Origin of the sequence: Roseibium album (genome assembly GCF_001404515.1) — a bacterium.
Classification (GTDB): domain Bacteria; phylum Pseudomonadota; class Alphaproteobacteria; order Rhizobiales; family Stappiaceae; genus Roseibium; species Roseibium album.
In genome coordinates this window covers 36,323-61,868 of record NZ_CXWE01000017.1, presented here as the reverse complement: position 1 = coordinate 61,868, position 25,546 = coordinate 36,323, and the positions used below count along the sequence as shown (strand labels likewise).

Here is a 25,546-nt window from a genome sequence, read left to right as displayed (position 1 = left end):
TTGATCCTCCGTTTTCCTAAACATAACGGCGGACCACTTCAAAGGGGGAGGATCAAAAATGCAACCGAAGCTCTCACCGTCCAGGCACTGAAAGACGTAATGACAGATCGAGGCGCAGCGTTTTTCGAGTACTACGAGATCGAGAACCGGATTGAGGTCACAGGTACCCCTCAAATTGTCAGCGTTGACCAAGGCGCGGAAAACTCGGGCCCGCACCTGTCCAGCATTGTCGGCAATACAGGTATGGAATGGGCGAGCAATGTCCCAGGCGCTCCAGAGAAGAAACCGCATGTCGAACGTTTCATTCGTGAATTGAACGGCTTTCTTCACACTCTACCTGGCGCAACCACCTCAAAGGATCTTCCTGACAAAAAACGGATCGACAAGGGGATGCTGGAAGCGTCGCTGACACTTCAGGAGCTTCAGGCTGCTGTCTACAAGTGGGCATACGATTGCTATGCCTTGAAGCTTCGTCGGCTTATTCATTCCCCTTTGCGCCAGGCGGAGAGCCCAACTGAAAGCTGGAACGGCCTCAAGCAAAAGGCTGTCCTACCGCCTGCTCCCGACGACATCCGCGACTTTTTCAACGTTCGAAAGAAGGGCTGCAAGCTTCAACACTACGGGATCGAAGTCGAAGGAATCCAGTACCACTCTGACGAACTTCGAGACCTTATTGGTGAGGTCGGAAGAGGCGATACTGTCGATGTCATGTATGACCCGCTCGACATCCGGGAAGTACGAGTTACCCACCCTAGACTGCCAACGCCGATAACCGTCACACCAAAAACTGAAGGCGTTGCTGCCATGAGCTTCGCTGAGGTGAAACGTGCCAATAAACCGGGACGTGAAGCTAAAAAAACCGACAAGGGCGCGAGAGCCACCGCAGCCAAACTTGCCGTGGCAGCGCAAAAAACTGCCGAGAGCCTCGGCCGCGGCAAAATCACTTCCCTGAAAAACGCGAAGGCGAGAGAGAAGCTACGGCAGCGGCGACAGGAGATAACTCAAAATTCCAAGAAACCCGTCGGAAATACATCTGATTTGCCGGAAACAAACACCCTTTCACCAAAGCTCTCGGTTCCCAAAAGAGGGAACCGATCTGAGATCGTTTCCAAGGAGAAGTAAAATGCCAGCTTCCGGTATCCCTCTTTTTTCCCAAACTATCATCCATGATGCCTACGGCGCGGTTTTGTCCGGGGTGCAAACGGCTATGCGCAGTAAGGACCCCTATCACGGGAGTATCATTCCGGTTCTAGGTCCCACGCGGGTTGGAAAGTCCGCGGTCATGAGCAGCCTTGTTGATACATCAGATCAAGCCAAGTCCCTTGTTCCGATGAAAGACACCGTTTGGGCGACCCTCCCACCACAAACGAATGGCAAAGAGGTCTACAGGTCCATCCTGCAAGCCCTCAACTTGAGAACAGCCCCGAAAGAAAACACGGCGACCTCGAGAGAGAGGCTCTACCGAGCTATTGAATCATACGGCATCAAAACGGTCATCATTGATGAAATTCATCATCTAATCGAACGCGGGTCCAACCTGCCCTCGCGTATGGCCGGAGACCATCTGAAAACCCTTGCGGACGCAACAAGGATCAATCTTGTCCTGAGCGGATTGCCCCGGTTCCAAAGCATTATCGATGATAACGAGCAATTGCGGGACCGAGCTCAACAAACGATTTTGTTCAAACCTTATGATTGGCAACTCGAAAGCGACCGCGCGTCCTTTGCTTCCGCCGTCGATTCAGCAATCGGTAGTCTGGAAGATACCGGGTTCAAGTTCGAGATTGATTTCGAAAATCTCGTTCGCAGGCTCTACGGAGCTTCCGGAGGCAGGGTTCCCATGATTGCCCGTCTCCTCAAGTCGGTGGCTCTCTCGACCGAATTGACGCACCAGATCGGCTTGCCTGATCTGCGAAAAGCCGCGAAGGCCATGCAGCAATCCGGCATTCCGATTTCCCAATTCTTTGCTGATGACGAACCCGACGAAATTGAGCTCATGCGCTCTTTTGCCGGGACGATGAGCGAAGCGGGGTTGGAATTTAATGCCGAGACCATACCCGGACTGGAGGTTGTCTGGGACGTGAAGGCAGCATCATGACAACCATTATGATGCCCTCAGATCAGGAAAGCCTGGACGGTTATCTTCGCCGTCTTGCTGAGTCAGAATTTTGGGCTGATGTCCATGACTTCTTGAACAGTCATGGCCTGCAATACGGGCGCCAGATCGTTGAAAATTCCGATACTGCTGAGCAGGTTTTGGGGCTTCAAGCTGGAACTTTGGTTCCAATTACACCGTCGCTGGCACCAGAGAACCCTCGCTTGAAATGGCGGTTTGAGAGGCACCACAACGCACCAGTGTGTCCGACTTGCATTTCGATGGGAAAACCGCACCATCAAAGTTGGCGGCACACTTTAGTCACTTGTTGCGTCGAGCATGAAACCCGTCTGGTCGACACCTGCCCGATGTGTTTGGAAAGGTTCCGGCCAGGGCGTGGCGGATATCAAAGCTGCGCGTGTGGCTTCCAGTTTGACCGTCTGGAATGTGAACCCGCAACAAAGGAAGAAATCTCAATAGCCGCCCTGATCAGCGAGCAAAAGCACCCAACACGTTCGTTGCTGCCGCCAAAGCTAAAATCAGAAACGCCACCGAACATCGGCGAGTTCTTGTTCTTCCTGGCCAGTGCGCACCTGGACACCAAGACCGGGAAACACGGCAAAGCTGGGCTACCGAGAACCGTCGCGGAAAGTCGTGCATTCCTGAGAGGCGCAATGGCTGTTCTTTGCGACTGGCCAAACGCATTCCGCATTGAAGTGTCCAGGCGTCTTGCCAACGATGAGCACGCCAGCTCGTCCGCACCAGCCAGGCTAGGCCGTTGGTACCAACGCCTAATGGAGTTCAATGGCGACGAATACTCTGATTTCAGGACGGAACTAACACACGTCGTAAAGAATGAGTTTGATGGTGTTTATTCCGGCAACATTGAAGCAGGCACTCAAGACCGCTCATGGATCAGCGCTGCACAAGCGGCCTGGGACATCGGCATTCGCGCAGAGCGGATTGTAGATGCGATCTCTAAAGGTATGGTCCCAGGCACTCAGCATCACTCCGGCATCGGCCATCGTCACACTGTTATTCACCAGACAACTCTCGAAGAAATCAAACGCAACAGACAGCGTTTCATCGACAAAAAGTCCCTCCGTGAGGATCTTGGGATATCCCGAAAACAATGCGAATTCCTGATATCAAACGGGTTCCTGAAGCCATCTCAATCGGAGGTACTGCCACCTCTTGTAGATGGGGTATTTGACCGTAGCGTGGCTGGAGATCTCGTCGCGAAGATCGCCAAAGCAGCGACCATTGTTGATTGCCAGACAATCGCGTTTAAGGATCTTAATCTGCGCTTCACCACAGATACATCAGGCCTGAAAATGGTCTTCGATGAAATCGCGAACCTGCGCTTGAAACCCAAATCAGGCACCACGAACGGAAAGCTTGCTGACTTCCACTTTGCCAGAACCGAGGTCGATGCGGTTCTTACGGAAGCAAGGCACGGGACAGGATGGACAATGCAGGAAGTTGCCCAGTTCACCGGATGGAAAGGGCAGTGCATTTCAGAATGGTGCCGCCAAGGTCTGTTAAAGCATGAGGCTTTTGACCATGCCGGAGGTGTTGGACGGGTGATCGAACCCGAGGCCCTTGCCCGTTTCCAAATGGAATATGTCCCGCTATCGGAACTTGCAAAGCAACTAGGAACATCGTCGCGTTCGTTGTTGAAACGCTTCAACGATCGCGGAATTCAAACGGTCGGGTCGTTCCAAGACGGGCCCGCGGTGCGGGGGCACTTGGTGCCGATTTCCGTAGTTTGGGATGGGGTGAAACTGTAAAGGTACTCGGCTATCTGAGTATTTATCCACCCTTTACAAATTGCAACATAGCAAGCTCCTTCAACTCCAAAATCATTGCTTCCGCCATCATGCATAGAATGGAGGTCGACTATTAAAAGGAGCAAAACACATGATACTCAAACTGATCATCACGAGCGCGCTAATTTAGATCAATGATGTCTCACTGACAATTTAACTAACAAAGCGCACAAAATACTATAGTTCGCTTGCGGGGATAGGCGTAGTCAGGCTAAAAGATATCTACACTTAGAGATTGCATAGTTACTGATTTTCTGGCTGGCTGAATATGACAAGCTCAGAACCGACCATTTTTCTTGAGCTACGCCGACTGTTGGACGACGTTTTCGAAACCCATTCCTTGATGGAGTTCCAAGAACTCGTTGATAGTTATAGAAGCCTAATTCCTGACGACATAAGTATACTGTTTGGCATCAGAGAGCAAAAATGGTTCGGTGATTCTTCTGATGACAAAGAATATTTGTTGTTCCCATTCCTTTCTTTTTACATAAGCAACAAAAAAGCATATTTCTTTAAGAGTGGCGGAAGGAAGGAAATCGTCAAGCACATTGAACATTGTAAATCACAGTCATATTACTCATTTAGGTCGAGGAAATGCTACTTTTTCGCAGATGCCCCGACAGAATTTGACCATGAAAAACTATTCAACCTAACAAAACGTATATTTATTACCTACTATCATAATTGTGGAAATAGATCCCATTTTCTTCGCAGTGTTTCGAGTCGATTTGTAAAGGAGTTTTGGAACGAAGTTGATGTATACTCTTGGAACAATTTACAAAAATATATTTATGAGAAGATCGGCATCTCTGTAAAAATATTTCTTCAAAAAGATGAAATATATTTTGAACGCGATTTCTCACCTAAGGATGTGTTGCTACCATGCGAAACAATAAATGATGAGTTTAGACCTCAAGATACAGGCCAATTCTTCGAAAAAAACCCCGACCTAAGCAATATTTTCTATAGTGATCAATTCAAGAATGATTTGTTGAATTCTATACAAAGAAACAACCAATCATTCGGCTCTTGGAGTGGAATTAAGTATCTAGTTTCTAGCTTTCAGAAGCAATATTTCAATCATTTTCATCAAGAAGAAATTAGAGGTTTTCATAAAACTCCTTATATCATTTGCGTATACAGTTCTAGAGAAGAACTTTCTCTTGAAAAGGTTTTCTTTTCCGATACTTTGATTGAGAATTACATAGCAACTGTACACGAGGTGGAACGCGATGAGTTACTTGATGACATCGATGATGTATGCGCGGCGTATGAAATCGATCTTTCTGAAACTCCCGTCTATACGAGAGATGAACTAATAGACGAATACGAACAACTTTTGCATCAAATATTCAGAAATCAGAGCATTTACGAATTGGACGCGGACGTTACTGTCAGACTGTTCAATCCATTTAGCCGAAGTTTAGATTTACTATACTCTAGTCGCGGCCATAGTGCCGCTTCTGATGTTGCTGATAGTCTCGATTTAGTCACCGACAAAGACTACGCATCTGTAGTTTCTTTCAACAAGGCTTCATCTGTAGATGTTTGGCACAAAAAGAAAGTTTTTAATGAAATATCAAAGAAGAAGATGTTAGGTCTGGATTTAACTGACGAGATTAATGCGCAAGTTGAAAAGTCTGATTACCTCCGAAATTCTTTTGGTGAGAAGGGAAATAGCATTCTTGCTTACCAGATTTCCAGTCACGACGTGATAATTGGCGTTCTTGAGATCACTTCCGAAGATAGAGGTTCACTAGCTCTCGCATCTCAACTCATTACTAAAATAGCCCGCGTTATTGGTGATGCGCTTAGGCGGTTGGAACTTGCAAATGATCGCGGGTGGCTGACAAGAATGCAGTTTTTACACGCCGCCCGCCACAAAATTGAGAGAATACTTGATCAAGTTCGGCAATCATTACCTGAGGTGGCAGACGAACTACAGAAAATTTTGCGTTCCGCAGCTGTAAGCGAAGACCCCGATAATTTCGGTGATACGAGCATGGATACAGTGGAGGGTGTTACAGAATTAATTGAAAAAATGTGTAAACTATTTCCGAACTTATCTGAGCATGAAATATCACTAAAGTTTTTTCCTTTGTTGAAGCTAAAGAAAATTTCTATTCGTAATTTTTATGCAATTCAAGAGATAATTGAAACACTAGCTTCGAATGAAAAGCATTCAAAGTTTTCTTTAGATCACTTTGAAGTGTTTGCTGGAAGCAAGATTAAGTCGGATCCAATAATTCTAATTTCCTATCGACCGGAGCAGTGGGAAGAGCCAAAGAGAAAAACCTATCAAATTTGTGTATCGCCCATAAGTGAAACTGATGGTACATTCCATTATGGGTTGTTTTTACTGGCAAACCAAATACGAATGATAGGCGGTCTGGCGCTTTCTGCGAATGAAGGGCCTAGTGATAAGTACAACCTTTGTCCGTTTGGATTGTCTTTTCTTTTGCCTGAATCAGACTTGGACGTTTAGCGACGGGTTCTCATGTGCTGTAGAGGGACGAATTGATGAACAATTGTCTAAGAGCAGTCTATTTTGATGATGAGGTAAATGTTTCCGGCAACTGGCGGGATATCTGGGAAGAAACCCTAGGGCGAATAAGTGAAAAATCTGATGTAGTGCTCACGTCGAAGTTTGACGCAGAAGAAATAGAAAAGCACAAACCTCACATCGTAATTGTCGACAACGTGGTGTCTGAAGATATCTACCACGAAAATGTGGACGTAGGCGCGAACTTCATAGCAAAATACAAAGATAAATACCCAGAAATTGTATTTATATTGTTTACCCAAGCATCATTCTCAATAAAAACACTTGGGAACATTTACCCCAACCCCGACATATTAATCCCTAAAACGCATATTTTAAACGAAAAATATAGAGAAAAGTACATTGCGCCAAGAATAAAGCAATTACTAAAGAGAATGCCGATTGAAAACGTACATTTCTCTCACGCAGATGAAAGAAGAGACCAGTCAATAAGCGTAGACACAATTAGAGTGATTTTGGAGCAATGCCTTTTCTCCGCAACTCGATATGGGAAGAAATTAATTGATGATGTATCACTTTCTGTGTTGCACGGTGGAAAATCAGGTGCCAGCGTTTACCTGGCAAATGTTTCAGGCATTGATCAAAGGAAAAACGTCCCCTGCGTTTTTCGCTTAACTGCGAAACAAGATATAGAAGAAGAAGTTGCGAACTATAAGCAATATGCCTGGTTGCAGATGCCACATAATTCTCGTGTTGAACTACTTGGCGAAGGGTATTGTGGTGAAACAGGTGGCGCACTGTACGCATTTGCCTTAGGCCGTCAAGGAAACGCCACGACATTGACAAAAATAATTAGCGAGAAAGATGAAGGAAGTAGCGCTGCGGTCTTTGAAGCAATTTGTAAGAGAATATTCGGACTTGAAAATATTGGTTGGTACGAGAGTTTTCCAGAGAGTGATGAACTACCTGTGGGTTTGTATTTCTCGAACCGCACAGAATATGCGCCAGAAAAGGACAATCGTCGATATTCGTCGATTAATAGAAATTATTCGAATTTGTCATTTGAAAACAATTTCTCGATTGACAGCGAGAAATTAGTTCATAGCGGGCAGATTTACCAGGTTCCACGTAACTTAATAGACAAGTGGCACGGTGATAGATTAAAGATGTGTGTTTGTCATGGTGATTTAAATACGAACAATATTATTACACGAGAAAAACTTACAAAAATATCGTTGATTGATTTTGAATACACGGGCGTAGACCACATCTTCAAAGACTATATTTCTCTTGAGGTGAGCGCTAGATGTTACGCACATGAATTTGCAGAAGTAACTAAATTAGAAGATGCAATCAAATATGAGAGAGAACGTATTTCGAAATTTAAGCTCGTGGATACGAATAAATTTTCGAGTAACAATCCAGTGGACATTATAAGAAGAGAATTTTTATTTAATAACCCCAAATTAAATCAAGAAAATATAGTTTTCCTTTATTTACTTTGTCTCAGTTTTCATTTGCAAAAAGTGTTAGCCTTAAGCGATTGGTCCCAAGCGCAGTTCTCATGCTTGCTTGGCTCTTTTATAGCAACACTGGAAGAGTTGTCGGACTGAGCCAAGCCTTATGAGTTTTGCTTTGGCCAAAATTTGCTTCGCGCAGGTACGCGACAAGTTGGGCGCTCAGACTCATATCTAGAAAGTTGATTTTCGTTGAGAGCAAGCGAGCCAATCCAAACGCCCCTACATTGATTCAAACAGTATTGATTGTTTCAATTGACTGTGTGGGCCGACAATCCTATCCTCATTTAGACTTTACTATAGACTTTTTGCGTTGAATATAATCGTCTGGACTAACGAATTCGGCCAGTTTGATCGAAGTAGTCCGAAAACGAAATTTTATGCGCTCAATCCGCGTAGTTATATGCGGACAATTGCTACGCTAATCGTTTGATTTTGCTGGATGGGGCGCGAAACATTACGCGCATCCCTACACCTTTGCAGGGAAGCGCATAGCGTTTCGCGGGGTGTATGATGCTTCGCGAAGCGGCTGGTTGATATTCACCAGTCTTCATAATTTTCAATAGCTTAGACGAAAACCAACACTCTGTCTAAGTTGTTGGGACATGAGCCTCACCTCGTCCCAAAACGGGTTTTCGGATTCGCGTCGATCCGGAAAGTCATGCCCCCGCCATTGCCCATCATTCGCCGATCAAGGACCTATTTCGGCCCAATGCCGTCGTTGAACGCTCTGCCAAGCAATGTCCGCTTCCAGATTTCCGCATCTCTTACAGGCTCTTGCTATACAACCATAACGAGATTATCACTAATGCGACCTTACCTTAGTTTCATGGGTTTTGGATGCAATACATTGCCAATGGTCCCGATATCCCTGAAGCCCTGCTAGAAGCTCACGAAGACGGGAATGTAGTTTTCTTTTGTGGTGCCGGGATATCTTACCCCGCTAAATTGCCAACCTTCTCCGGTTTGGTACAAGCAGTCTACAAGGAACACGGTTTAGAACGCAGCGACGCCGAAGCCGAAGCATTCAAGTCTTACAAGTACGACACGACCCTTGGCTTGCTAGAACAAAGGCTTGCTAATGGGCGTCTGAGAGTGCGTGAAGCTATTGCCAAAACGCTTCGCCCAAATCTAGCTGGGAAGAAATCGACGCAGACGCATGAGGCACTCCTTCGACTTAGCAAGACACGCTCAGGTGCCACGCGGCTCATTACAACAAACTTTGATCGGGTATTTGAAGAAGTCATAGAGAAGCAAAAGTTCGATACACCAACCCATGCGGCTCCTTTGCTACCGGTCCCAAAGAACAGGTGGGATGGGTTGATTTACCTGCATGGCCTTCTAGACGGCACAGGCTCAGAAACGAACCTAAATAGCCTCGTTGCCACAAGCGGCGACTTTGGTTTGGCTTACCTTATAGAGAGATGGGCTGCGCGCTTTGTGTCTGAACTGTTTCGCAATTATACGGTCTGTTTTGTTGGATATAGCATCAACGACCCAATTCTACGCTACATGATGGACGCGTTGGCTGCCGATAGCATGATGGGAGAGAATACTCCGGCTGCATACGCGTTCGGAAACTATTCAAGAGGCAAAAAGGACCAGACCGAAACGGAATGGGCCACTAAGAATGTCGTTCCCATCCTCTATAAAAATCATAGCCATCACTATTATCTACACGAAACACTTCATGCTTGGGCCAACAGCTACCGAGATGGCGTAAATGGCAAATCGGCTATCGTAGCACGCCATGCATACCACAAACCAAATAGAAGCACGATACAGGATGATTTCGTGAAGCGGATGGTTTGGGCACTGAGCGATCCAACAGGACTGCCCGCGAAGCACTTCTCTCAACTCGACCCTGTTCCACCAATCGAATGGTTGGCGGAGTTTTCCAAAAGGAGATTTGGCATTGCTGATCTCCCTCGATTTGGTGTGCCCAAGAGTAATTTCTTCAGTACAAGTGATAACCGGGAGTTCAAATTCAGCCTTTTGTCCAGACCTGCACCATCCCATCTGGCTCCTCAAATGTCGCTTGTAGACCTCAAAGATAGGCATGATTCCGATTGGGACAACGTAATGAATGCGCTGGCGAAGTGGCTAGCAAAACACCTGGAACGAACCGAAACCCTTTTCTGGGTTGTTGGGCAAGGCAGCAATCTAATTCCCCGTTTTGAGCGGCATCTCAAGAAAGCTTTGGAGGATGCGACCCAACTTAGTCCGAACATGCGAAAGCTTTGGGAATTTGTAGTTTCAGGGTACGCCCGATCTCGTCAGGACAATGGCGGTCTCCATCGTTGGGAAGACCGTTTCAAGAAATACGGAAACACATCGGTAGTAAGGCAGGAGTTCAAGGACGCACTGCGCCCCTCACTTAAGATTTCTCGCCCCTATTCTTTTAGAACAAATAGTTCCAGCGATAAAAGCAAAAGGATTTCATCGATTGCCAACGTTGAGGTGGCGCTGGCATCCGGATTTGTTCATTCAGCATATGAACGCATTCGGAAAATCGAACAATTCGAAGCCTTTCTGGCACATATTCTGACCGATATGTCGGAGTTGTTGTCGGAAACACTCGGGCTTATGTGCGAAGCCGAGATTTCATCCGAGCTTGAGGACTACAGCTACATATAACGCCCGTCGATTTCAGACCATGATCAAAACAAGGATTACAACGACTGGACACTCTTGGTGACCCTGTGTCGCGACGCTTGGTTGGCGACCGCAGATAACAATAGTGAAAATGCAAAAGCGATGCTAACGATCTGGGCGAGTTCCAAGCACCCCGTATTTCGTAGACTGGTCTTCTTCGCGTTGGCGCAGAAACCTAACCTCGTTTCGTTTGACACATCGATTTCGTGGCTCTTGGCAGACGACGGACATTGGCTTTGGTTGCCCTCGACAATGCGAGAGGTAATGCGTTTGCTGGTTTCATTCGGTCCGATTTTGGCTGCTGGTCATATGCAGAAGCTCCAAGGTGCATTAGTCGAGGGACCTCCCAGGACGCGGTTCCGAGATGACATTGGCGATGATGAGCTTGAAAGTTCTTCAAATCGAATGCGCTGGTTGAGATTGAAAAAACTTCTTTCAAATGGAGGAACCGCAACAGGAGCCGCGGACGCGTTCATCGCTTCGGTAGAGAAACGCTATCCTGAATGGCAATTAGCGCCTGATGACCGCGATGAATTCCCAATGTGGAGTTCCAATGGTGAAGAGCAACCGGTCGAACAATCACCCAAGAACATAAAGAAGCTGGTTGAATGGCTTCGCAACAATCCTTCATCTGAAAGTGCTTTTTCTGGAGACAACTGGTCTGAAAGGTGTCGCGACGACTTTAGGCGTTCATTCTTTGCGTTAAGGAAACTGGCAAGCGAAGAAGTGTGGCTCCCTCAACGATGGGCTGAGGCTTTGTACGCGTGGTCTAGTGACGAGCTTGTAGACAGTTCATGGAAACATGCTTCCTCCGTTATTGTGGGCATGCCTGACGAATGCTTCAAGGGTGCTCTGCGTGCGATTGCTTGGTGGGTAAGTCGGGCATCAAAAAACGTTCGAGGGCATGAAGAGGCGTTCTTCACGCTTGTTGATCGAATAATAGAAACCGGCACCATAACAGTCGAAGCTTCCGACGATTTTTCGCTCAATCACGCCATAAACCATCCGGTTGGCCATGCTACAAGCTCACTCTTGAACTGGTGGTCCTCAATAGAACTGGAAGATGACCAAGGGCTTCCTGATGAGCTGAAGGATCGATTTGCGGAGATGTGCAATGCCGAAGATCAACCCCTTTGGATAGGCTCGGTTATTCTTGCGCAACAAATCATCCCGTTGCTGCGTGTGGATCAGGATTGGACCAAACAGTATTTGATACCGGCGTTTAATTGGGACGCAGACGTCATAAAAGCCGCTGCGATGTGGGACAGTTTTTTGCATGCTCCAAGAGTCTATCTACCACTGCTTGAACTACTTGAAGTGCCATTTCTAGCAGTTCCCGACCACATTGATGTTCTGGAAGAACAGTGCCTGAAGCAATACACGAGGTTCTTAACCTATATTGCCCTAGGCGAAGCTTCGGTTTTTAGCTCCACGGAACTTAAGGACGTATTTTCCAAGCTTCCTGCCGAATACATCAATACTGTCGCAGAGACTTTGTTCCAAGCCTTGCAGGGTGCAGGAGATCAACAAGCTGAGTACCTGAAAAATCGGATCATTCCATTTATGAAAAGGTTTTGGCCGAATAAACCTGAAGCTCGGACACCTGAAACCTTCCGGTATTTTGCACAAATATGCGCAATTTCCGCAGGTGAGTTACCTTCAGCGTTTGAATGCTTTAAAGACCACTTGGGTCAAACAGATCACTTCGGACACCTCCTTCGCCTACTATCCGAAAGGGGTGTCGCCTCGAACCATCCTAGTGAAGTCTTGCACATTTTGGACGCCACTATTCCACAAGACGTCAAGTATTTGCACGGTAATCTGAAGCCACTGTTGGATGCGATACAGCTGTCTAATCCGGCCCTCATTGAAAGCCCACAATTCACTCGGCTGTCGATCCTTTATCGACAACACGAAAACTAGTATTACAAAAGCGGCGAGAAGCAGCTATTTGAAGTGACCGCAGCGAACGACCCCTTTCCCGCCCGTTTGTGAATTCGGTGCATTACACAATTAGCCCCTTTTGTACGTGACTTTTTGCCATTTATTCAGTGCTCGACGTTTAGAGAATCAAGAATCAATTCCCAGGATTGGCGTTTAGCGCTGCGTAGGCCAAATTATTTGCGCTAAGTCCGCGAAGAATTATGCGTACAAAACTCTCCTAACTATTTGACTTTCCAAGAGGGCAAACGAAACTTTACGCGTTTCCCTTCATCCCTTACAGGGAAGCGTATAACGTTTCACCGAGCCAGTTATCGCGGATCGATGAAGCGGTATCTGATTTCGACGTAATCGGGACCAAGTGTATCCGGCAATCGCCATCAAATGATTCCAGCTAAGCTTGAACCGCTCTAGGCCCCGCGTTGCTCTTTTTCAGGCTGCGTGCCACCCAAGGTATTCCGGAGCTTCGTGGAAAGGGCAGTGAGTGTCTCGGCCTGATTGTCACCAAGTGCCAAGGTGATCAGGGCAGCCGCCTCCTGCCAGACGATCAATACTTTTTCCAACACTGCCCGGCCGTCCGGCGTCAGGTCGAGAATATCGCTGCGGCGGTTTACAGGATTTGTGCTTTGCGTGATGAAACCCAGCGCCACCAACCGTTCTGTCATGGAACTCATACTGCCCGCCGAAACATCGAACTGTTTTGCCAGATGCCGCTGTGAGGTCGGTCCGATCTTGGACAAGGCATCCAGGATAAGAGCCTGTCGGTGACGGATCCCCGTTGGTCTCAGCAGCATTTCAACCCGCTTTTCCAGCAAGGTGGCTGAATGCAAAACAGGGTGGAGGTCTACTGCTGTTCGTTTCATGGCCTGACCGCGTTGCAAAAAGGTGGTCACGACACTTAACAGTCATAATGTTCTGATGTAAATAGTTTGGATAAGAACAAACATTGGCATGCAACTCCCACCTTTACTGATTTCCCAAGGAGTAACACCATGAAACCGCTTATCGGGATCGCACTAGCAACCCTCGGCTTGGGAGCGCCCGCCTTACCGGCTCAAGCAGCAGGAAACCTTGTTGAAGTTCAACTGACTGACAGGCTGGACGACGCGCGCGGCTACTGTCTGGACATAGCTGGTGGACGGGGCAAGAATGCGCCGCTTGACAGCGGACTACAGGCACACACCTGCTACAACTACACGGGCGGCATCCTTGAAGATCAGGGCTTTGACGCGGATCTCATCGGCAAGGGAGAGTTCCGAATTCCCTATTTTGATGTCTGTATGACAGTTCCATCCGTTGAAGCAGGAGCGCCGATTGTGCTTGGCTCATGTACCGGGACAGACACACAGAAATTCACCCTGAAAGACAATGGACATCTGGTCACCCAGGCCGACCCGAAGCTGTGCGTAACGGTCAACAGTACGGAAAAACGGGAAGGACGCGGTGGCTCTCCCATCCATGTGATGCGCCCTTTGTCCCTCCAGCCCTGTGACGACGCCAACTTGACCTATCAAACCTGGTCTCTGTTCCAATTGTAGGAGCATTCGATGAACACCAGCCTGTCCAGAATTGCTTCATATGGTGCCTTTTCGCGGTACAGTCACTGGATCATCGCCGATGCGATGATCGGGATGAAACCTTCCGGACATGGGTCGATCTTTCGCTCACCTGAAAATTCTGCGCATTGCCACGACCGCATATTTCCGGGCTGATTTTGCGAATATGGTTTTGGTCGAAGTCTATCCGGTCAGATGAACCTTAGGACGGTGCCGCCGAGCGCATGAAATTTGCGAAGCGGCGGGCCGGCATCAATCTGCATTCACAAATTACAACACCTTAGGCAGTAACCAACACTCTGTCCGAGTTCCTGGGACATGAGTCTCACTTCGCCTTGAAACGGGTTTTCGATTTCGAAATCGATCCAAAAATCCGTCTGCTGCAAATGCCATCAATCGATCAGGGACCGGACAAGTGCGTTCGACTGATCGAGACGTTCGGCGATCGTGCGAATGAAGTGGCTGTTAAGTGCATGGGCCAGTTCCGGCTGCGAGCGGGCAATCTGCAATAAATCGTGGTGACTGAGCCGCCAGAGAACCGCGTCGGTTTCTGCTATTGCAGAAGCTGTTCGGGCGCGCTGCAAGAAGAATGACATCTCACCAACAGTCGTGCCTGGACCCAGCGTGCGCAAGTGCACTGGCTGTTCATTCCGGGTCTCGAGCTGAACTCTGACAAAACCACTTTCGATAAAATAGATATCTGTCCCCCCTTCGCCCTGGTTGATAATGCGGTTTTGCGTCTTGTACGTGATTTTTTCCAGGTATGGCCGCATGGCTCCGAACGCGTGCGGATCGTCCAGATCGTGCGCGAGTCGATCAGCAAAGCGCTGGGTGTGCTGCGTGCAGGGACGGTTCTTCCATTCATGCAGCAGACAGTCTTCGCACCATGCAACGGCTTGGTCTGTCTCATCGAAATGCAAAACGGCTGAAGCATGCATGCCTCCCAAATTCAGCCTGTTCAGCCTTTGGGACAGGGCCGGTTTGAGCCCACTGACGATCAGCCTTCCGTCTTTTTCCCGAACCATCCCGCAAATCCTGGTCAAGCTCTGAATGGCGGAGGAGTCAAAGCCCGTAACATCCCGGCAATCCAGAACCAGGAACCGAACGTCCGAAGTCTCGAAACACCGTCGCGCACGATGATACACCTGCTGCCCACTTCCAAAAAAGATGAACCCCTGAAGCCTCAACACTTGTATTTTCGAGCCATTTTTCCGCAGATAGGCCTGGTCATCGGGATGATGCTCCACGCGACTTTGACAGGTTTCGCCGCTGATGGCGTATTTCACAACCTCAACGCGTGCATATTCCAGCACAAAGAGCGCCGCTGCCGCGAAAACGCCCACCAACACACCCTCCAAAAGCCCGACATTGATAATCAGCGCGACGATAAGCAAGACGATGAGGTACTCGCGGCGCGATATTTTGGCGTAGATGCCGATCAGCCATTGATACAGCAAGCCGCCACCGATCCAGAGCAGAAGGCCGCCAAAGAGCGGGATTGGAATGAAGCTGAGCAGCGTCGCCCCGTAAAGCAGAATGGCTATACAAACGGCCGCCACCAGCAGACCCGTGATGCGATAGGACGCGCCGAGATGATGTGCCAATATCGTCAGGCCCAACCCCTGAAAGCCTGCGGCCCCTCCCCCCGCACCAGCGAGCACATTCGCAAGGCCAGCGGCGCGCAACTCGCGGTCCAGATCAACGTCGCGCCGCACAGACAATTCGATGCCGCTGGATGCAAAGAGCAGCGCCGCGCCGCTGATCGCCAGCAGGGCGCTGATTTTCGGAAGCTCCGACCAGATCGCCGTCCAATCGGCCTGCGCCAGCGGGTTGCCGTGAAATGGCAGGGTGATGCTGCCGCCCTGCGCAGGTGCAAAGAACCAGCCTTGGCCTTGCAGTTCGGCCATTGGCAGGCCGAGCATCCAGACCGCCACATGGAACACCACCAGGAAGGCTGCAATGGCAAGCGGCAGGACCATCGGGCTTCCGCTGCGCCGCGCGGCAAGATCCACGACAAGCGCGAAGGCGACAGCGGGGAGCCATTTGATCAGGTTTGCGGTCTCAAACAGCGTGGGCAGGGTCTGTGCCGAGAGAGGGGTGCCAAGGATGACCGCCATGGCTCCGGAGACGATCAGCCAGCCCATACCAGCCAGAAACCCGGCCAGCACCGGATAGGGAATGAAGCGGATCAGCCTGCCCAGGCGAAACACTCCCATCGCAAGGAGCGCTGCGCCGGTGACGGTTGTTGCCAGTCCGATCATTACGATGATGGTGGCCAGGATTTCGGCTTCGCTGTGTGCCGCGAACATGGTGCCGTGGATTGAAGCCGCGATGACAGCCAGCGTGACGACCGTCACCTCTTGCGTCACCGACAGCATTCCCGGGCACGAACTGAAGAGTGCGATTACCACGCTCAGCACGATGGTGCCAAGAAGGCAAATGCCGATGGCCAGCGTGATGTGCGCGCTCAGCACCGAAGCAAACAGCAGCGCCGCCGCAGAGATGGCAAACATCGCGGTGAGCACACCGCAGATCAGCCCGGCGGAGAGGATGGCCAGCAGGTCGGTCAGCCAGTGTGCGCCAGCGACTGAGGGGCTGCTGGTCTCCTCTGCGAAAGCCTCCGCGTGGGCGTGATCGTCCATGGGGCGCGATACGGCATCAAAAATGCCGTCCTTTGGATTTCAGTAAGGTATCAGTGAGCGGTGTCTTTGTTACGCCGTGCTCGCAGCGCACCCAGCCCAGCGAGACCAGCAAGCAAGAGAAACCCGCCGGCAGGCAAAGGAACGGGGGTGAGTTGCGACGGGGTGAAACGGGCAAAGGTCCGAGTGTCATCATCGGAAAGATCAGCCCCTATTGGAACTAAGCTGAACGACAACAGGTCACTCGTTTCACGATTCACAAAGCTGCGTGCTACGATCCTCTCGATCCCGAATTCTGAAGTAAAATCATATGGAACTGTGATCGTTCCACGGCCAGATCCGGCAAACGTGTCGATGCCAACTGTCAGTGTGGGGTCGCTGTCAAAATCACCCAAGGGTCCATCTACGAAGACGGTGTCGCCAAGACTTATAGCTGCCGCTTCAGCCAGGTCCAATGTCGAAAATTCGAAATCAGACACACTATCGCAACCATTGAAAACGATCGCACAGGTGCCATCGACAAACTCCACATCGTAGAACGTGCCATTGACATCGACGTTTCTGGCGCCAAACAATTGGCCACCGACAACGTTCAACTGCACGGTGGCCGCAAGGCCCGATGTGGCTGTCAGTGCAACCAGAGCGGCGGCTATGGCAAGTGACCTGATGGTCATATCTATGTCTCCTTGCGAGTGGTCCTGATTGACAGGCCTTTGGGACGTTTGGACCCAGACAGCGACCTCTTGACCGCTCGGTACGAGGGCGCGCGACGGTGTCCGAGAAATGGGCTGCGCCCGCCTCACGGTAGTTCTCGTCCCAGTTGAAGTGGGTGGCGATTGCGGGCATCAAAGATGCCGTCCTTCTGAGATTAGCCGGATATCAGCGAGCCTCGTCTGTCTTGCGCCGCGCTTGAACCAATCCAAGCCCGGCGAGCCCGGCAAACAACAAAAGCCCACTTGCAGGAAGGGGAACGGCGGTGATCTGCGACGGGGTGAAACGGGCAAAGACAATTTCGTCGATATTGGACGTATCAGTAGTGAGTTTTATGCGTGAGGTCGTTGAAAGATTGTCGGTGTCGCCAGGCTCATTCCAAAAGCTGATTGTTCCTGCACTCACAGATCCCGGCAGGAACTCATACGGAACACTGATAAAGCCAAAGTCCAAAGTGCTTGGTTCAATGCCGGCAGTCAGTGCGGGATCACTGTCGAAATCTCCCAGGGGTCCATCGAGGAAAACCGTGTTCATGAGACTTGTGGCCGCTGCAATGGCCAGAGTGCGTGTCGAGAAATCAAAGTCGGATGCGCTGGTGCACCCGTTAAACAGCGCCACGCAGGTGCCATCGACAAATTCCACATCGTAGAACGTGCCGTTGACATCGACGTTTCTAGCGCCCAGCAGCTGGCCGCCGGCGACGTTCAACTGCACGGTGGCCGCGAGGCCCGATGTGGCTGTCAGTGCAACCAGAGCGGCGGCTATGGCAAGTGACCTGATGGTCATTTCTATGTCTCCTTGTGAAAGGTCCTGATTGACAGGCCTTTGGAACGTTCGGGCGCAGCAGGACGCCGGCCCCTTGACCGCTCGGTACGAGGGCGCGCGCTACGTCGAAGGCATGGTGTGCACCCGCCTCACGGGAGTTCTCGCCTCGGTTGAAGTGGGCGGCGATTGCGTGCATCATCAATGTCAATTTTGCTGTGTGAAGAAAACCGCGCGACTGACTTTTGACCGAAACGTGGCCAATTTTGTCCCAAACGAGTGCAGTCGGATGCTGCGAATTCGCATAGAACCTTCGAAACGCACAGTCTTGATTGGGGACGATGATCAGAAAATTTGTGATCGCCTGCGTGCTGTTTTTGCTGACTTGCGGCAGCGGTACCGTCTGGGCTGAGGACGCGCGGAATCCGGCATGCCAGCAGCCGGAGCAGACGGCTCCAATGGCCTTTTCGCTCTCGGACGGGCCGACCGACCAACTGCGCCCTCTTGGAGCCGAATACTATCTCGATCCTGCCGGAGACGCCGGGCCCGACCGCATTGTCACCGAGGCCTTCACCCCCGCCGCCTGCAACGGGATTTTCAAAGCGCCCTTGCCGGGCCAGTCCGCATGGCTGCGGTTTGCGCTCTCCAACCCGCATGGCAAAACCCACCGCTGGGTGATTGGCCTGATGGAGACAATCTTCGACGAGGTGACCCTGTTCGAAGAGAGGGATGCCAGGCTGGTCGAAGTCGGACGCACGGGCCGCGTGGTGCCCTGGATGGACAAGGACAACACCGCTATCCGGACAGGCATTGAAGTTACCATGCAGCCAGGAGATGAGCGGGTGTTTTACCTGCGTCTCGCAGGCACCTTCGCGCCCACCATGACCGCCGTGATCATGTCGGCGGACCTGTTCTTCGGCTGGAGCACGCTGAGATTGATCATGACCGCCCTGTTTCTGGGGTATGTCGCGACAATCGCGCTGTTCAGCCTGATCCTCTTCCGGCAGATCGACGTGCGCTTCTATCAGTACTACACGCTCTACATCCTGTGCCTGTTTGTCTATTCGTTCATCTATGATGGCTGGCTAAGCAAATTCTTCGGCGTCACGCTGCCGATTACCACACTCGCCCCGATCACCGAGTTATTCGCCGGGCTGAGTACCCTCGCCATCGTGCAGTACTGCCGGATCCTGCTGAATGCCCACGACGATCCATGGGCCTGGCGCCACCTGTTCACGCTGCTGTCGGCTGTGGTGGTCGTCGTGATCGGGCTGGCGGTGGTTGACCCCTGGCGCCTGTCCGGACCGCTGCATCTGATCTACTTCATCAGCCCACTGATCCTGCTGACGGTTGCTATCCGCAAGATCATAACGGGGCTGCCACAGGCCAGACCCATTGCCTGCGCGCTGCTGTCGCTGAGTTTAGGGCTCTCAATTGCAGTCTTCGCGTTCATGTTCCCGCTGAACATCACCGGTGCGACCCACGCTTATGAACTGGTGCTGCTGCGACCCCTGTCCTGGGGATACTATCTCGCGATCACCGGTGAAACGCTGTTCATGATGTTGGCCATCTCAACAATGGTGCGCTCCATGCAGAGCGAACGGCATGTCGCTGCCGTTGAGCTCGCCTCATTGGGGCAGCAGATGCAACATATCGAACAACAACACCGGGCGGCGGAGAAGACGACAACCGCGCGGCTTGAAGCGTTGGAGAATGCGCTGGCGGATGATCCGGAGACGCGGCAGCACCTGTCCGCCAAGCAACAGTTCCTCGACCGTGTCACGGAATGCGTGCTCGACAGCGTGAAAGATCAGGATTTCAGCGTTGAGAAACTCGCATCCTCCCTTGCGATCAGTCAAAAGACACTGGGGCGTCGACTGAAAGAGGCCAGCGGGCAGTCGCCCGCCTCGTTCATCCGGTCGGCGCGCTTGAACTTCGCCCGCAATCTAATCCTTCTGGATCAATACAACACCGTTGCCGAGATTGCCCATGCATCGGGTTTCTCAAGCGTCAGCAACTTCGCCAAGCACTACCGGCAAGAGTTTGGCGAGATACCAAGCAAGACCATCAATCTACTCAGGAAAAATCAATGAAGATGCAAGGGCGCATTGTGCATTTCACCCCTTTTGCGCAATGCATTTGAAGCTTAATCTGCGATACTTTATTGGTCAAACGAGCAAATCAAGAAACAAATCGCCGTATTTTCTCTTTTTAATATGTAGACAAATTATTTTCACAATATTCTCAAATGTAAATTGGAACATTAATTTACTTGATTCCCTTTTTTTCCCATAAAGTGCGTGAAAGCGTGGGCTCTTCACTATGCCCACTCAGACAACACCTACAAGAAAGTGGCTGGCGCGCCTCTTTCCTTTCGCACTTCTCCCGCTCCGGATCCCCTTGTCAGGCCACTGTTTCCGTCCACGGTGCAGGCCGTCCGAAATGGAAGCCCTGCGCCGCCTCGATATCGAGCGTGGTCAACAGCGCAGCCTCTGCTGGTGTTTCGATGTGCTTGGCAATCACCTTCATGCCGAGGTCACGGGCAGCACCGATCAAGCCGTTCAGGATCGTCGCTTTTGAGGGATCGCGCATCACCTGCCGCGTTAGGCCCGCTTCAAGCTTGAGCCACTCAACCCGCATTCCGGTCAGACGCGACAGGACCGGCCAATGACCGGCGAAATCGTCAATTGCAGTCTGGCACCCGAACTCGGAGACAAACCTGAAAAACGACTCGACTGTTGCAGGTTCGCGCAGAAAGTCCCGTTCGGCGATCTCCAGACACAACCGGGACGCCAACAAGGGATTGACGGAGAGCCGGTGATGAAGCGCGTCCCGGAAATTCGGATCGCGCGCCGATTCCGCGGAGACATTCATTGTCAGCAATGTTCTCGTCGCGGTCCGTTCGGCCGCATCAAGAACGCGGTTAAGCGTCCATGCGTCAACCTGTGCAATGAACCCGGAGCGCTCTGCCGCCGATATCCAGGCGCGCGACGAAAGGCCCTTTGCACGGTCACCCTGAAGCCGCAGCAACACCTCCATCCCGCAGACTTGACTGGTCGCCATTGAGACGATCGGCATGGAATAGAGCACCAGCTCATTGCCGCAAAAACTTTCCGGCGCGGGCACGTTGGTCTGCTCGCCATTCCCCGAAGGACAGTCTCCGGATGTAACCTGGTGAACCTGGACGGACTTGCCGCCAATCCGCTTGCCGCGCAGACAGGCGCTGTCGGCCAGTCCCAGAAGAGCCGTTGCGTCTTCGTCTTTCAGTTCGATCGAGCGGTCCAGGAACGCCACTCCGACCGAGCCGCTGATCGTGAAGACCCGATCCTTGAGCTCAAGCCTGATCCGACTGAACCCTTCCAGGATCCTTTCAGCAAATTCAAGTGCCGTTTCTTCACTGGTCACCGGCAACATCGCGGCAAATTCATCGCCTCCAATCCGCGCCACAGTCCCGAATTCTCCCAGGGTCAGCTTCAAGCTGTTGGCGACGTGCAGCAACATGTCGTCCCCGGCATCGTGGCCGCCCAGATCGTTGACCTTCTTGAATTCGTCCAGATCGATGTAGTAAACGGCAAGCCCTGTTTCCCGATCGCAGCACATCCGGTCCAATTCGCGCCGCAGTGACCGCGTGAACGCCCTGCGGTTTTCCAGCCCGGTGAGCGGGTCCTGATAGGCCAGCCTCTTGTTTTCGGCAATCTCCCCAGGATTGTCCACGTTGTGCCGGATTACAGCCATCAAGGTTGGCTGCTCCTTGTTTGCCCGTGGGTCGGCCGGTATCGGAACCAACCGGACTTCACACATTTTCGGCCCGCTCGACCCGTCATCGGTATCGGGTTGGTCGGATTCCGGGAGATAAACCGATTGGGTCAGTTTCCCGCCAGCGCACTCCAGCGTTTCGGCCAGCAGGCCCGGATCATAACTGGCCCCGGTTGCCTGCAGGAGGGTGTGCGCCATTGCAACGGCGCTTTCCGAACCATCAAAAAACAGGAGCTCATCCGGAAAACAGTCAAGGAACCTGCTGTTCAACTGCCGCGCGGTATCCGGCAGGGATTCTTCTGAAACCGAACCGTCCTCAACCTTACCGGCTTCGCAGGTCAGCTGGTCCCAGTCAGCCGGCTCAGCTTCAAACTGGACAAGCACGGCCTCGATGTCGTGTTTCAAGAAGACATGCGATGTACAGGTAAGGTGGTGGCAGAAAATTGCGCCGGAGCCCAAACGCACTTCCCCGCTGACCTCCGCCGGTAATCCGCTGAAAGCCGCCGACAAAATCAATTCGCAGCGCTTCCAGCTCTCAGCGGAAAGTAATGATTGGAGCCCCTCGGGAGCAGACTGCACCGCGAGGCGGTCACAAGTCGCAGCGAACTGCTTGTTGCGAACCAGAAGGCTTCCATCCCTTGCCACATAGGCAGCGGCAAAGGGTAGTGCGTCCAAAAGAGACGCATGAAATGCCGACAATGTATTGCTCTGCGCGCGAGCGAGATCTTCCCGCCGGTCGCGCATCAACCGATGGCTGATTTGCACCAGACAGCCCTTTCAAAATAGTCTGTATGATTGGCGCCAACTCAAATACATGTGCGCCGCCCCTTGAAAATTATTACCATAGTTTAACCACTAAAATCGCCGAAGCAAAACAACTCACAACTCTTAAAAATATTATGGTTAATATTAAATTTACTAATCATTTTCAAATTTAATTCTAATTAGTGCCTTTCTCTACTATTATTCTCTTAAATTCAAGGACTTGCCTTAATTTGATCATTTCACTGACGTAGAGGCAGCTCGTACTTCCCCTGAAGTGCCACAGTTCCTTCATGTGAGAAATCTCCTCGCTGACGTTTGTTATGAGTTCCGTCATGTATACCAGTCTTGTTATTCCAGCCTTCCGCACACTGGCACTTTGTGCTGTCCCGGTGCTCTTTTTAGGTGTAGGCACAGCCACCTCGAAAGAGGCTTTTCAACAGTGCGGGAAAGCGTCCTGGTACAAGCTGGGTGGCACAACGGCGAACGGCGAACGCGCCAACCCGCAAGGCTTGACCGCAGCACACCGCTCCCTGCCCTTTGGCACTCTCGTCGACGTGACGAACCTGGCAAACGGCAAGACCGTGACTGTTCGCATCAATGACCGGGGACCCTTTGCCAAAGGACGTGTCATCGATGTAACCTTGGCCGCCGCGAAACAGCTCGGATTTGTCAACAAGGGCATCACCAAGGTGCGTGTCACCAGTGCCGATGCAAAGAAAATCGCCAAACATACGCAGAAATGCCGATAGTTTTTTACAAGACTACCGGGAAGCTGTCAGCGCACAGAAACAGTCAATCAAATCCTGTGACAGTCAATTCACTGATTTTACATATGTAATTTTCGCGCACGTTAGTTTCACGATTGACTCAGTATGAATAACGATCAGTCGCATTACAGTGAATCAAAAAATAAAATATTTTACGGTAATGACATTCACAGGAGATGCCGCTAGAGTTGCCGCCGTGGTCGATGGGGCCACGTGCACAGTAACTTTATTCGCGCAGTCTTCGGGCTGCGCGTTTTTTTTGTTGACCGTTTATGTCCGTCTTCACTGTCCCGGAGTTGTGGTCAGAACACGCATCTGAACGTTGCCGGCGAACTGGTACTTATCCGTCAAACCTTCTGCTTTTCATCGAGCCGTTTCAGGAAGATTGCCGCGCTCTCGCGAAGCGCCTCTCGTTTCTCTCCGTCCATTTTGTTCCAGACCGCATAGGCCTGACCTAACCGTGGGTTGTTTTTCATTGATTGCTTGTGCCGGGCGAGAAAGTCCCAGTAAAGAGCGTTGAAGGGACACGCGTCGGCTCCATTCCTGGCCTTTACCTCGTAAGGACAGCTCCCGCAGTAATCGGACATCTTGTTGATGTAGTTGCCGCTCGACATGTATGGCTTGGACGCCAGAAGACCGCCATCGGCAAACTGGCTCATGCCGAGGGTATTGGGGAGTTCGACCCATTCGTATGCATCCGCATAGACCGCCAGGTACCATTCGTGGACCTCTTGTGGATCGATGCCGGCGAGAAGGGCAAAATTTCCCGTAACCATCAGACGCTGGATGTGGTGCGCATAGGCGTCCCCGATGGTTTGACCGATCGCTTCGGCCATGCAGAGCATGTCCGTGTCGCCGGTCCAGTAGAAATCCGGCAACGGGCGGGAAGCTCCAAGGCCGTTGCTTGCTGCATAATCCGGCATCTTCAGCCAATAGATGCCGCGCACATATTCCCGCCAACCGATGATCTGCCGGATGAAGCCTTCCACCGCATTCAGCGGTGCCGCGCCCTTTTGATACGCGGCCACGGCTTTGCGGCAAAGATCGAGCGGGTCGAGCAGACCGGCATTCAGGTAAGCGGAGACGACCGCATGATAGAGAAATTTCTCTCCCTTCAGCATCGCGTCCTGATATGTGCCGAAATCCGCAAGGGCGTGATCCAGAAACGCGTCGAACGCCTTTTCGGCTTCCGCCCGGGTGACCGCGAACCAGAAGGGCCGCAGGGTGCCGATGTGATCGGTGAAACGACGCTCGACCAGCGTCAGAACTTCGACGGTGACCGGATCCGGTGAAAATCGAGGTGGCTCCGGCATGAACAGATCTGCGCGTGCAGGCTTGCGATTGTCCGCGTCATAGTTCCACCTGCCACCGGCAGGCTTGCCGTCGTCCATCAGCAACCCGGTTTTTTGGCGCATGTCCCGATAAAAATGCTCCATGCGCAGCTGCTTGCGACCTGACGCCCAGGCCCGGAATTCGGCACGCGAACAGAGGAATCGCGTGTCGTCCAGAATGTCGACCGGCAACCCGGACGCCGCCTGCCAGGTTTTCATGTCCTCCAGAACACGCCACTCTCCCGGCTCCGTAACGACAATTTTCTGCGGCGACAGGCGACGGCAGGCACGCTCGACCTCACCGCGAAAAGATCCGGTATTGCCCTCGTCCTCAAGCTTCACATAGTCGACAGACCAGCCGATCCGGCGCAACTCTTCAGCGAAGTGGCGCATGGCGGACAGAACAAAGGCAATTTTCTTCTTGTGATGGCGGACATAGGTCGTTTCCTCATGGGCTTCGACGAAAAGCACGCGATCCATTGCCCTGTCGGCGGCTCGCAAGCTCGACAGCGAAGGTGTCAACTGATCTCCAAGGATCAGAACGAGATTTCGGCAACCGGTTTCATGCGTCATGTGTGCCAGGGATCTGTTGTCTGTTACTGACGTCTACGCACGAAACGGGCAGCCCTATCACCTGCTGCGATATTTCTTTCCGTTTGCGCTCCGTTTCTTCCTGCCTTTGTGACCTTGACCTGCAGCCAGGCGCTGGTCGCTCGCCG

Annotated in this window: 17 protein-coding genes; 11 read left to right on the top strand and 6 right to left on the bottom strand. The window is 51.3% G+C overall.

Features of this window, described 5'->3' with window-relative positions; all coding sequences use genetic code 11:
• From LA5095_RS31085 to LA5095_RS31055, 7 genes are all read left to right on the top strand, one after another.
• A partial coding sequence (locus tag LA5095_RS31085; protein ID WP_144436234.1) for a TnsB C-terminal domain-containing protein occupies nt 1-1,122 on the top strand: 1,122 nt, incomplete at its 5' end.
• 1 nt (nt 1,123) lies between these two features.
• A complete protein-coding gene (locus LA5095_RS31080) occupies nt 1,124-2,098 on the top strand; it encodes an ATP-binding protein (protein WP_055391862.1) in 975 nt (324 codons plus the stop codon).
• Nucleotides 2,095-3,885, top strand: a complete 1,791-nt coding sequence (locus LA5095_RS31075) for a TniQ family protein (RefSeq protein ID WP_055391861.1) — start codon at nt 2,095-2,097, stop codon at nt 3,883-3,885. The genes LA5095_RS31080 and LA5095_RS31075 overlap by 4 nt, the downstream gene beginning before the upstream one ends.
• 307 nt (nt 3,886-4,192) lie before the next feature.
• Nucleotides 4,193-6,409: a hypothetical protein gene (locus LA5095_RS31070; RefSeq protein ID WP_055391860.1), complete on the top strand. Its 2,217-nt coding sequence runs from the start codon at nt 4,193-4,195 to the stop codon at nt 6,407-6,409.
• Between the two features lie 35 nt (nt 6,410-6,444).
• Nucleotides 6,445-8,040, top strand: coding sequence for a phosphotransferase (locus LA5095_RS31065; protein WP_055391859.1), 1,596 nt, complete (start codon nt 6,445-6,447; stop codon nt 8,038-8,040).
• A 744-nt stretch (nt 8,041-8,784) separates the two neighbouring features.
• Nucleotides 8,785-10,581, top strand: coding sequence for an SIR2 family protein (locus LA5095_RS31060; RefSeq protein ID WP_055391858.1), 1,797 nt, complete (start codon nt 8,785-8,787; stop codon nt 10,579-10,581).
• Between the two features lie 282 nt (nt 10,582-10,863).
• Nucleotides 10,864-12,522: a hypothetical protein gene (locus LA5095_RS31055; RefSeq protein WP_144436233.1), complete on the top strand. Its 1,659-nt coding sequence runs from the start codon at nt 10,864-10,866 to the stop codon at nt 12,520-12,522.
• A 428-nt stretch (nt 12,523-12,950) separates the two neighbouring features.
• Here the strand turns inward: LA5095_RS31055 and LA5095_RS31050 are convergent, their stop codons facing one another.
• Nucleotides 12,951-13,334, bottom strand: a complete 384-nt coding sequence (locus LA5095_RS31050; RefSeq protein ID WP_208992929.1) for a MarR family winged helix-turn-helix transcriptional regulator — start codon at nt 13,332-13,334, stop codon at nt 12,951-12,953.
• Between the two features lie 198 nt (nt 13,335-13,532).
• Between LA5095_RS31050 and LA5095_RS31045 the strand changes: the two genes are divergently transcribed.
• Complete coding sequence (locus LA5095_RS31045) at nt 13,533-14,078, top strand: ricin-type beta-trefoil lectin domain protein (protein ID WP_055391855.1); 546 nt, start codon at nt 13,533-13,535, stop codon at nt 14,076-14,078.
• A 9-nt stretch (nt 14,079-14,087) separates the two neighbouring features.
• The gene (locus LA5095_RS32845; RefSeq protein ID WP_158510456.1) at nt 14,088-14,252 is read left to right on the top strand and encodes a hypothetical protein; all 165 of its coding nucleotides are present in this window, start codon (nt 14,088-14,090) and stop codon (nt 14,250-14,252) included.
• Between the two features lie 236 nt (nt 14,253-14,488).
• Here LA5095_RS32845 and LA5095_RS31040 read toward each other — a convergent pair whose 3' ends face one another.
• The 3 genes from LA5095_RS31040 to LA5095_RS31030 all read right to left on the bottom strand — a co-directional run bounded on the left by LA5095_RS31040 (nt 14,489) and on the right by LA5095_RS31030 (nt 18,232).
• On the bottom strand, nt 14,489-16,738 hold the full coding sequence (locus LA5095_RS31040; protein WP_055391854.1) for a SulP family inorganic anion transporter: 2,250 nt from the start codon (nt 16,736-16,738) through the stop codon (nt 14,489-14,491).
• A gap of 50 nt (nt 16,739-16,788) precedes the next feature.
• Nucleotides 16,789-17,409, bottom strand: a complete 621-nt coding sequence (locus tag LA5095_RS31035; RefSeq protein WP_055391853.1) for a VPLPA-CTERM sorting domain-containing protein — start codon at nt 17,407-17,409, stop codon at nt 16,789-16,791.
• A 205-nt stretch (nt 17,410-17,614) separates the two neighbouring features.
• Entirely contained in the window at nt 17,615-18,232 is a 618-nt protein-coding gene (locus LA5095_RS31030; protein ID WP_055391852.1) for a VPLPA-CTERM sorting domain-containing protein, read from the bottom strand.
• A gap of 317 nt (nt 18,233-18,549) precedes the next feature.
• Here LA5095_RS31030 and LA5095_RS31025 point away from each other — a divergent pair, with 317 nt between their 5' ends.
• Nucleotides 18,550-20,301 carry a helix-turn-helix domain-containing protein gene (locus tag LA5095_RS31025; RefSeq protein ID WP_055391851.1) on the top strand — a complete coding sequence of 584 codons (1,752 nt, stop codon included), beginning with the start codon at nt 18,550-18,552 and terminating at the stop codon, nt 20,299-20,301.
• Nucleotides 20,302-20,611: 310 nt separating this feature from the next.
• Here the strand turns inward: LA5095_RS31025 and LA5095_RS31020 are convergent, their stop codons facing one another.
• Nucleotides 20,612-22,729, bottom strand: coding sequence for a GGDEF and EAL domain-containing protein (locus tag LA5095_RS31020; protein WP_208992928.1), 2,118 nt, complete (start codon nt 22,727-22,729; stop codon nt 20,612-20,614).
• 332 nt (nt 22,730-23,061) lie between these two features.
• On the opposite strand from LA5095_RS31020, the gene LA5095_RS31015 reads away from it, so the two are divergent.
• Nucleotides 23,062-23,478, top strand: a complete 417-nt coding sequence (locus LA5095_RS31015) for a septal ring lytic transglycosylase RlpA family protein (protein WP_055391849.1) — start codon at nt 23,062-23,064, stop codon at nt 23,476-23,478.
• Nucleotides 23,479-23,843: 365 nt separating this feature from the next.
• Here LA5095_RS31015 and LA5095_RS31010 read toward each other — a convergent pair whose 3' ends face one another.
• A complete protein-coding gene (locus LA5095_RS31010; protein WP_055391848.1) occupies nt 23,844-25,400 on the bottom strand; it encodes a cryptochrome/photolyase family protein in 1,557 nt (518 codons plus the stop codon).
• Nucleotides 25,401-25,546 lie beyond the last annotated feature (146 nt).

Coding starts and splice junctions, on each gene's coding strand:
- LA5095_RS31080 (WP_055391862.1), top strand. CDS start 1,124: ATGCCAGCTTCCGGTATCCCTCTTTTTTCCCAAACTATCATCCATGAT.
- LA5095_RS31075 (WP_055391861.1), top strand. CDS start 2,095: ATGACAACCATTATGATGCCCTCAGATCAGGAAAGCCTGGACGGTTAT.
- LA5095_RS31070 (WP_055391860.1), top strand. CDS start 4,193: ATGACAAGCTCAGAACCGACCATTTTTCTTGAGCTACGCCGACTGTTG.
- LA5095_RS31065 (WP_055391859.1), top strand. CDS start 6,445: ATGAACAATTGTCTAAGAGCAGTCTATTTTGATGATGAGGTAAATGTT.
- LA5095_RS31060 (WP_055391858.1), top strand. CDS start 8,785: ATGCAATACATTGCCAATGGTCCCGATATCCCTGAAGCCCTGCTAGAA.
- LA5095_RS31055 (WP_144436233.1), top strand. CDS start 10,864: ATGCGTTTGCTGGTTTCATTCGGTCCGATTTTGGCTGCTGGTCATATG.
- LA5095_RS31050 (WP_208992929.1), bottom strand. CDS start 13,334: ATGCTGCTGAGACCAACGGGGATCCGTCACCGACAGGCTCTTATCCTG.
- LA5095_RS31045 (WP_055391855.1), top strand. CDS start 13,533: ATGAAACCGCTTATCGGGATCGCACTAGCAACCCTCGGCTTGGGAGCG.
- LA5095_RS32845 (WP_158510456.1), top strand. CDS start 14,088: ATGAACACCAGCCTGTCCAGAATTGCTTCATATGGTGCCTTTTCGCGG.
- LA5095_RS31040 (WP_055391854.1), bottom strand. CDS start 16,738: ATGGACGATCACGCCCACGCGGAGGCTTTCGCAGAGGAGACCAGCAGC.
- LA5095_RS31035 (WP_055391853.1), bottom strand. CDS start 17,409: ATGACCATCAGGTCACTTGCCATAGCCGCCGCTCTGGTTGCACTGACA.
- LA5095_RS31030 (WP_055391852.1), bottom strand. CDS start 18,232: ATGACCATCAGGTCACTTGCCATAGCCGCCGCTCTGGTTGCACTGACA.
- LA5095_RS31025 (WP_055391851.1), top strand. CDS start 18,550: ATGATCAGAAAATTTGTGATCGCCTGCGTGCTGTTTTTGCTGACTTGC.
- LA5095_RS31015 (WP_055391849.1), top strand. CDS start 23,062: ATGTATACCAGTCTTGTTATTCCAGCCTTCCGCACACTGGCACTTTGT.
- LA5095_RS31010 (WP_055391848.1), bottom strand. CDS start 25,400: ATGACGCATGAAACCGGTTGCCGAAATCTCGTTCTGATCCTTGGAGAT.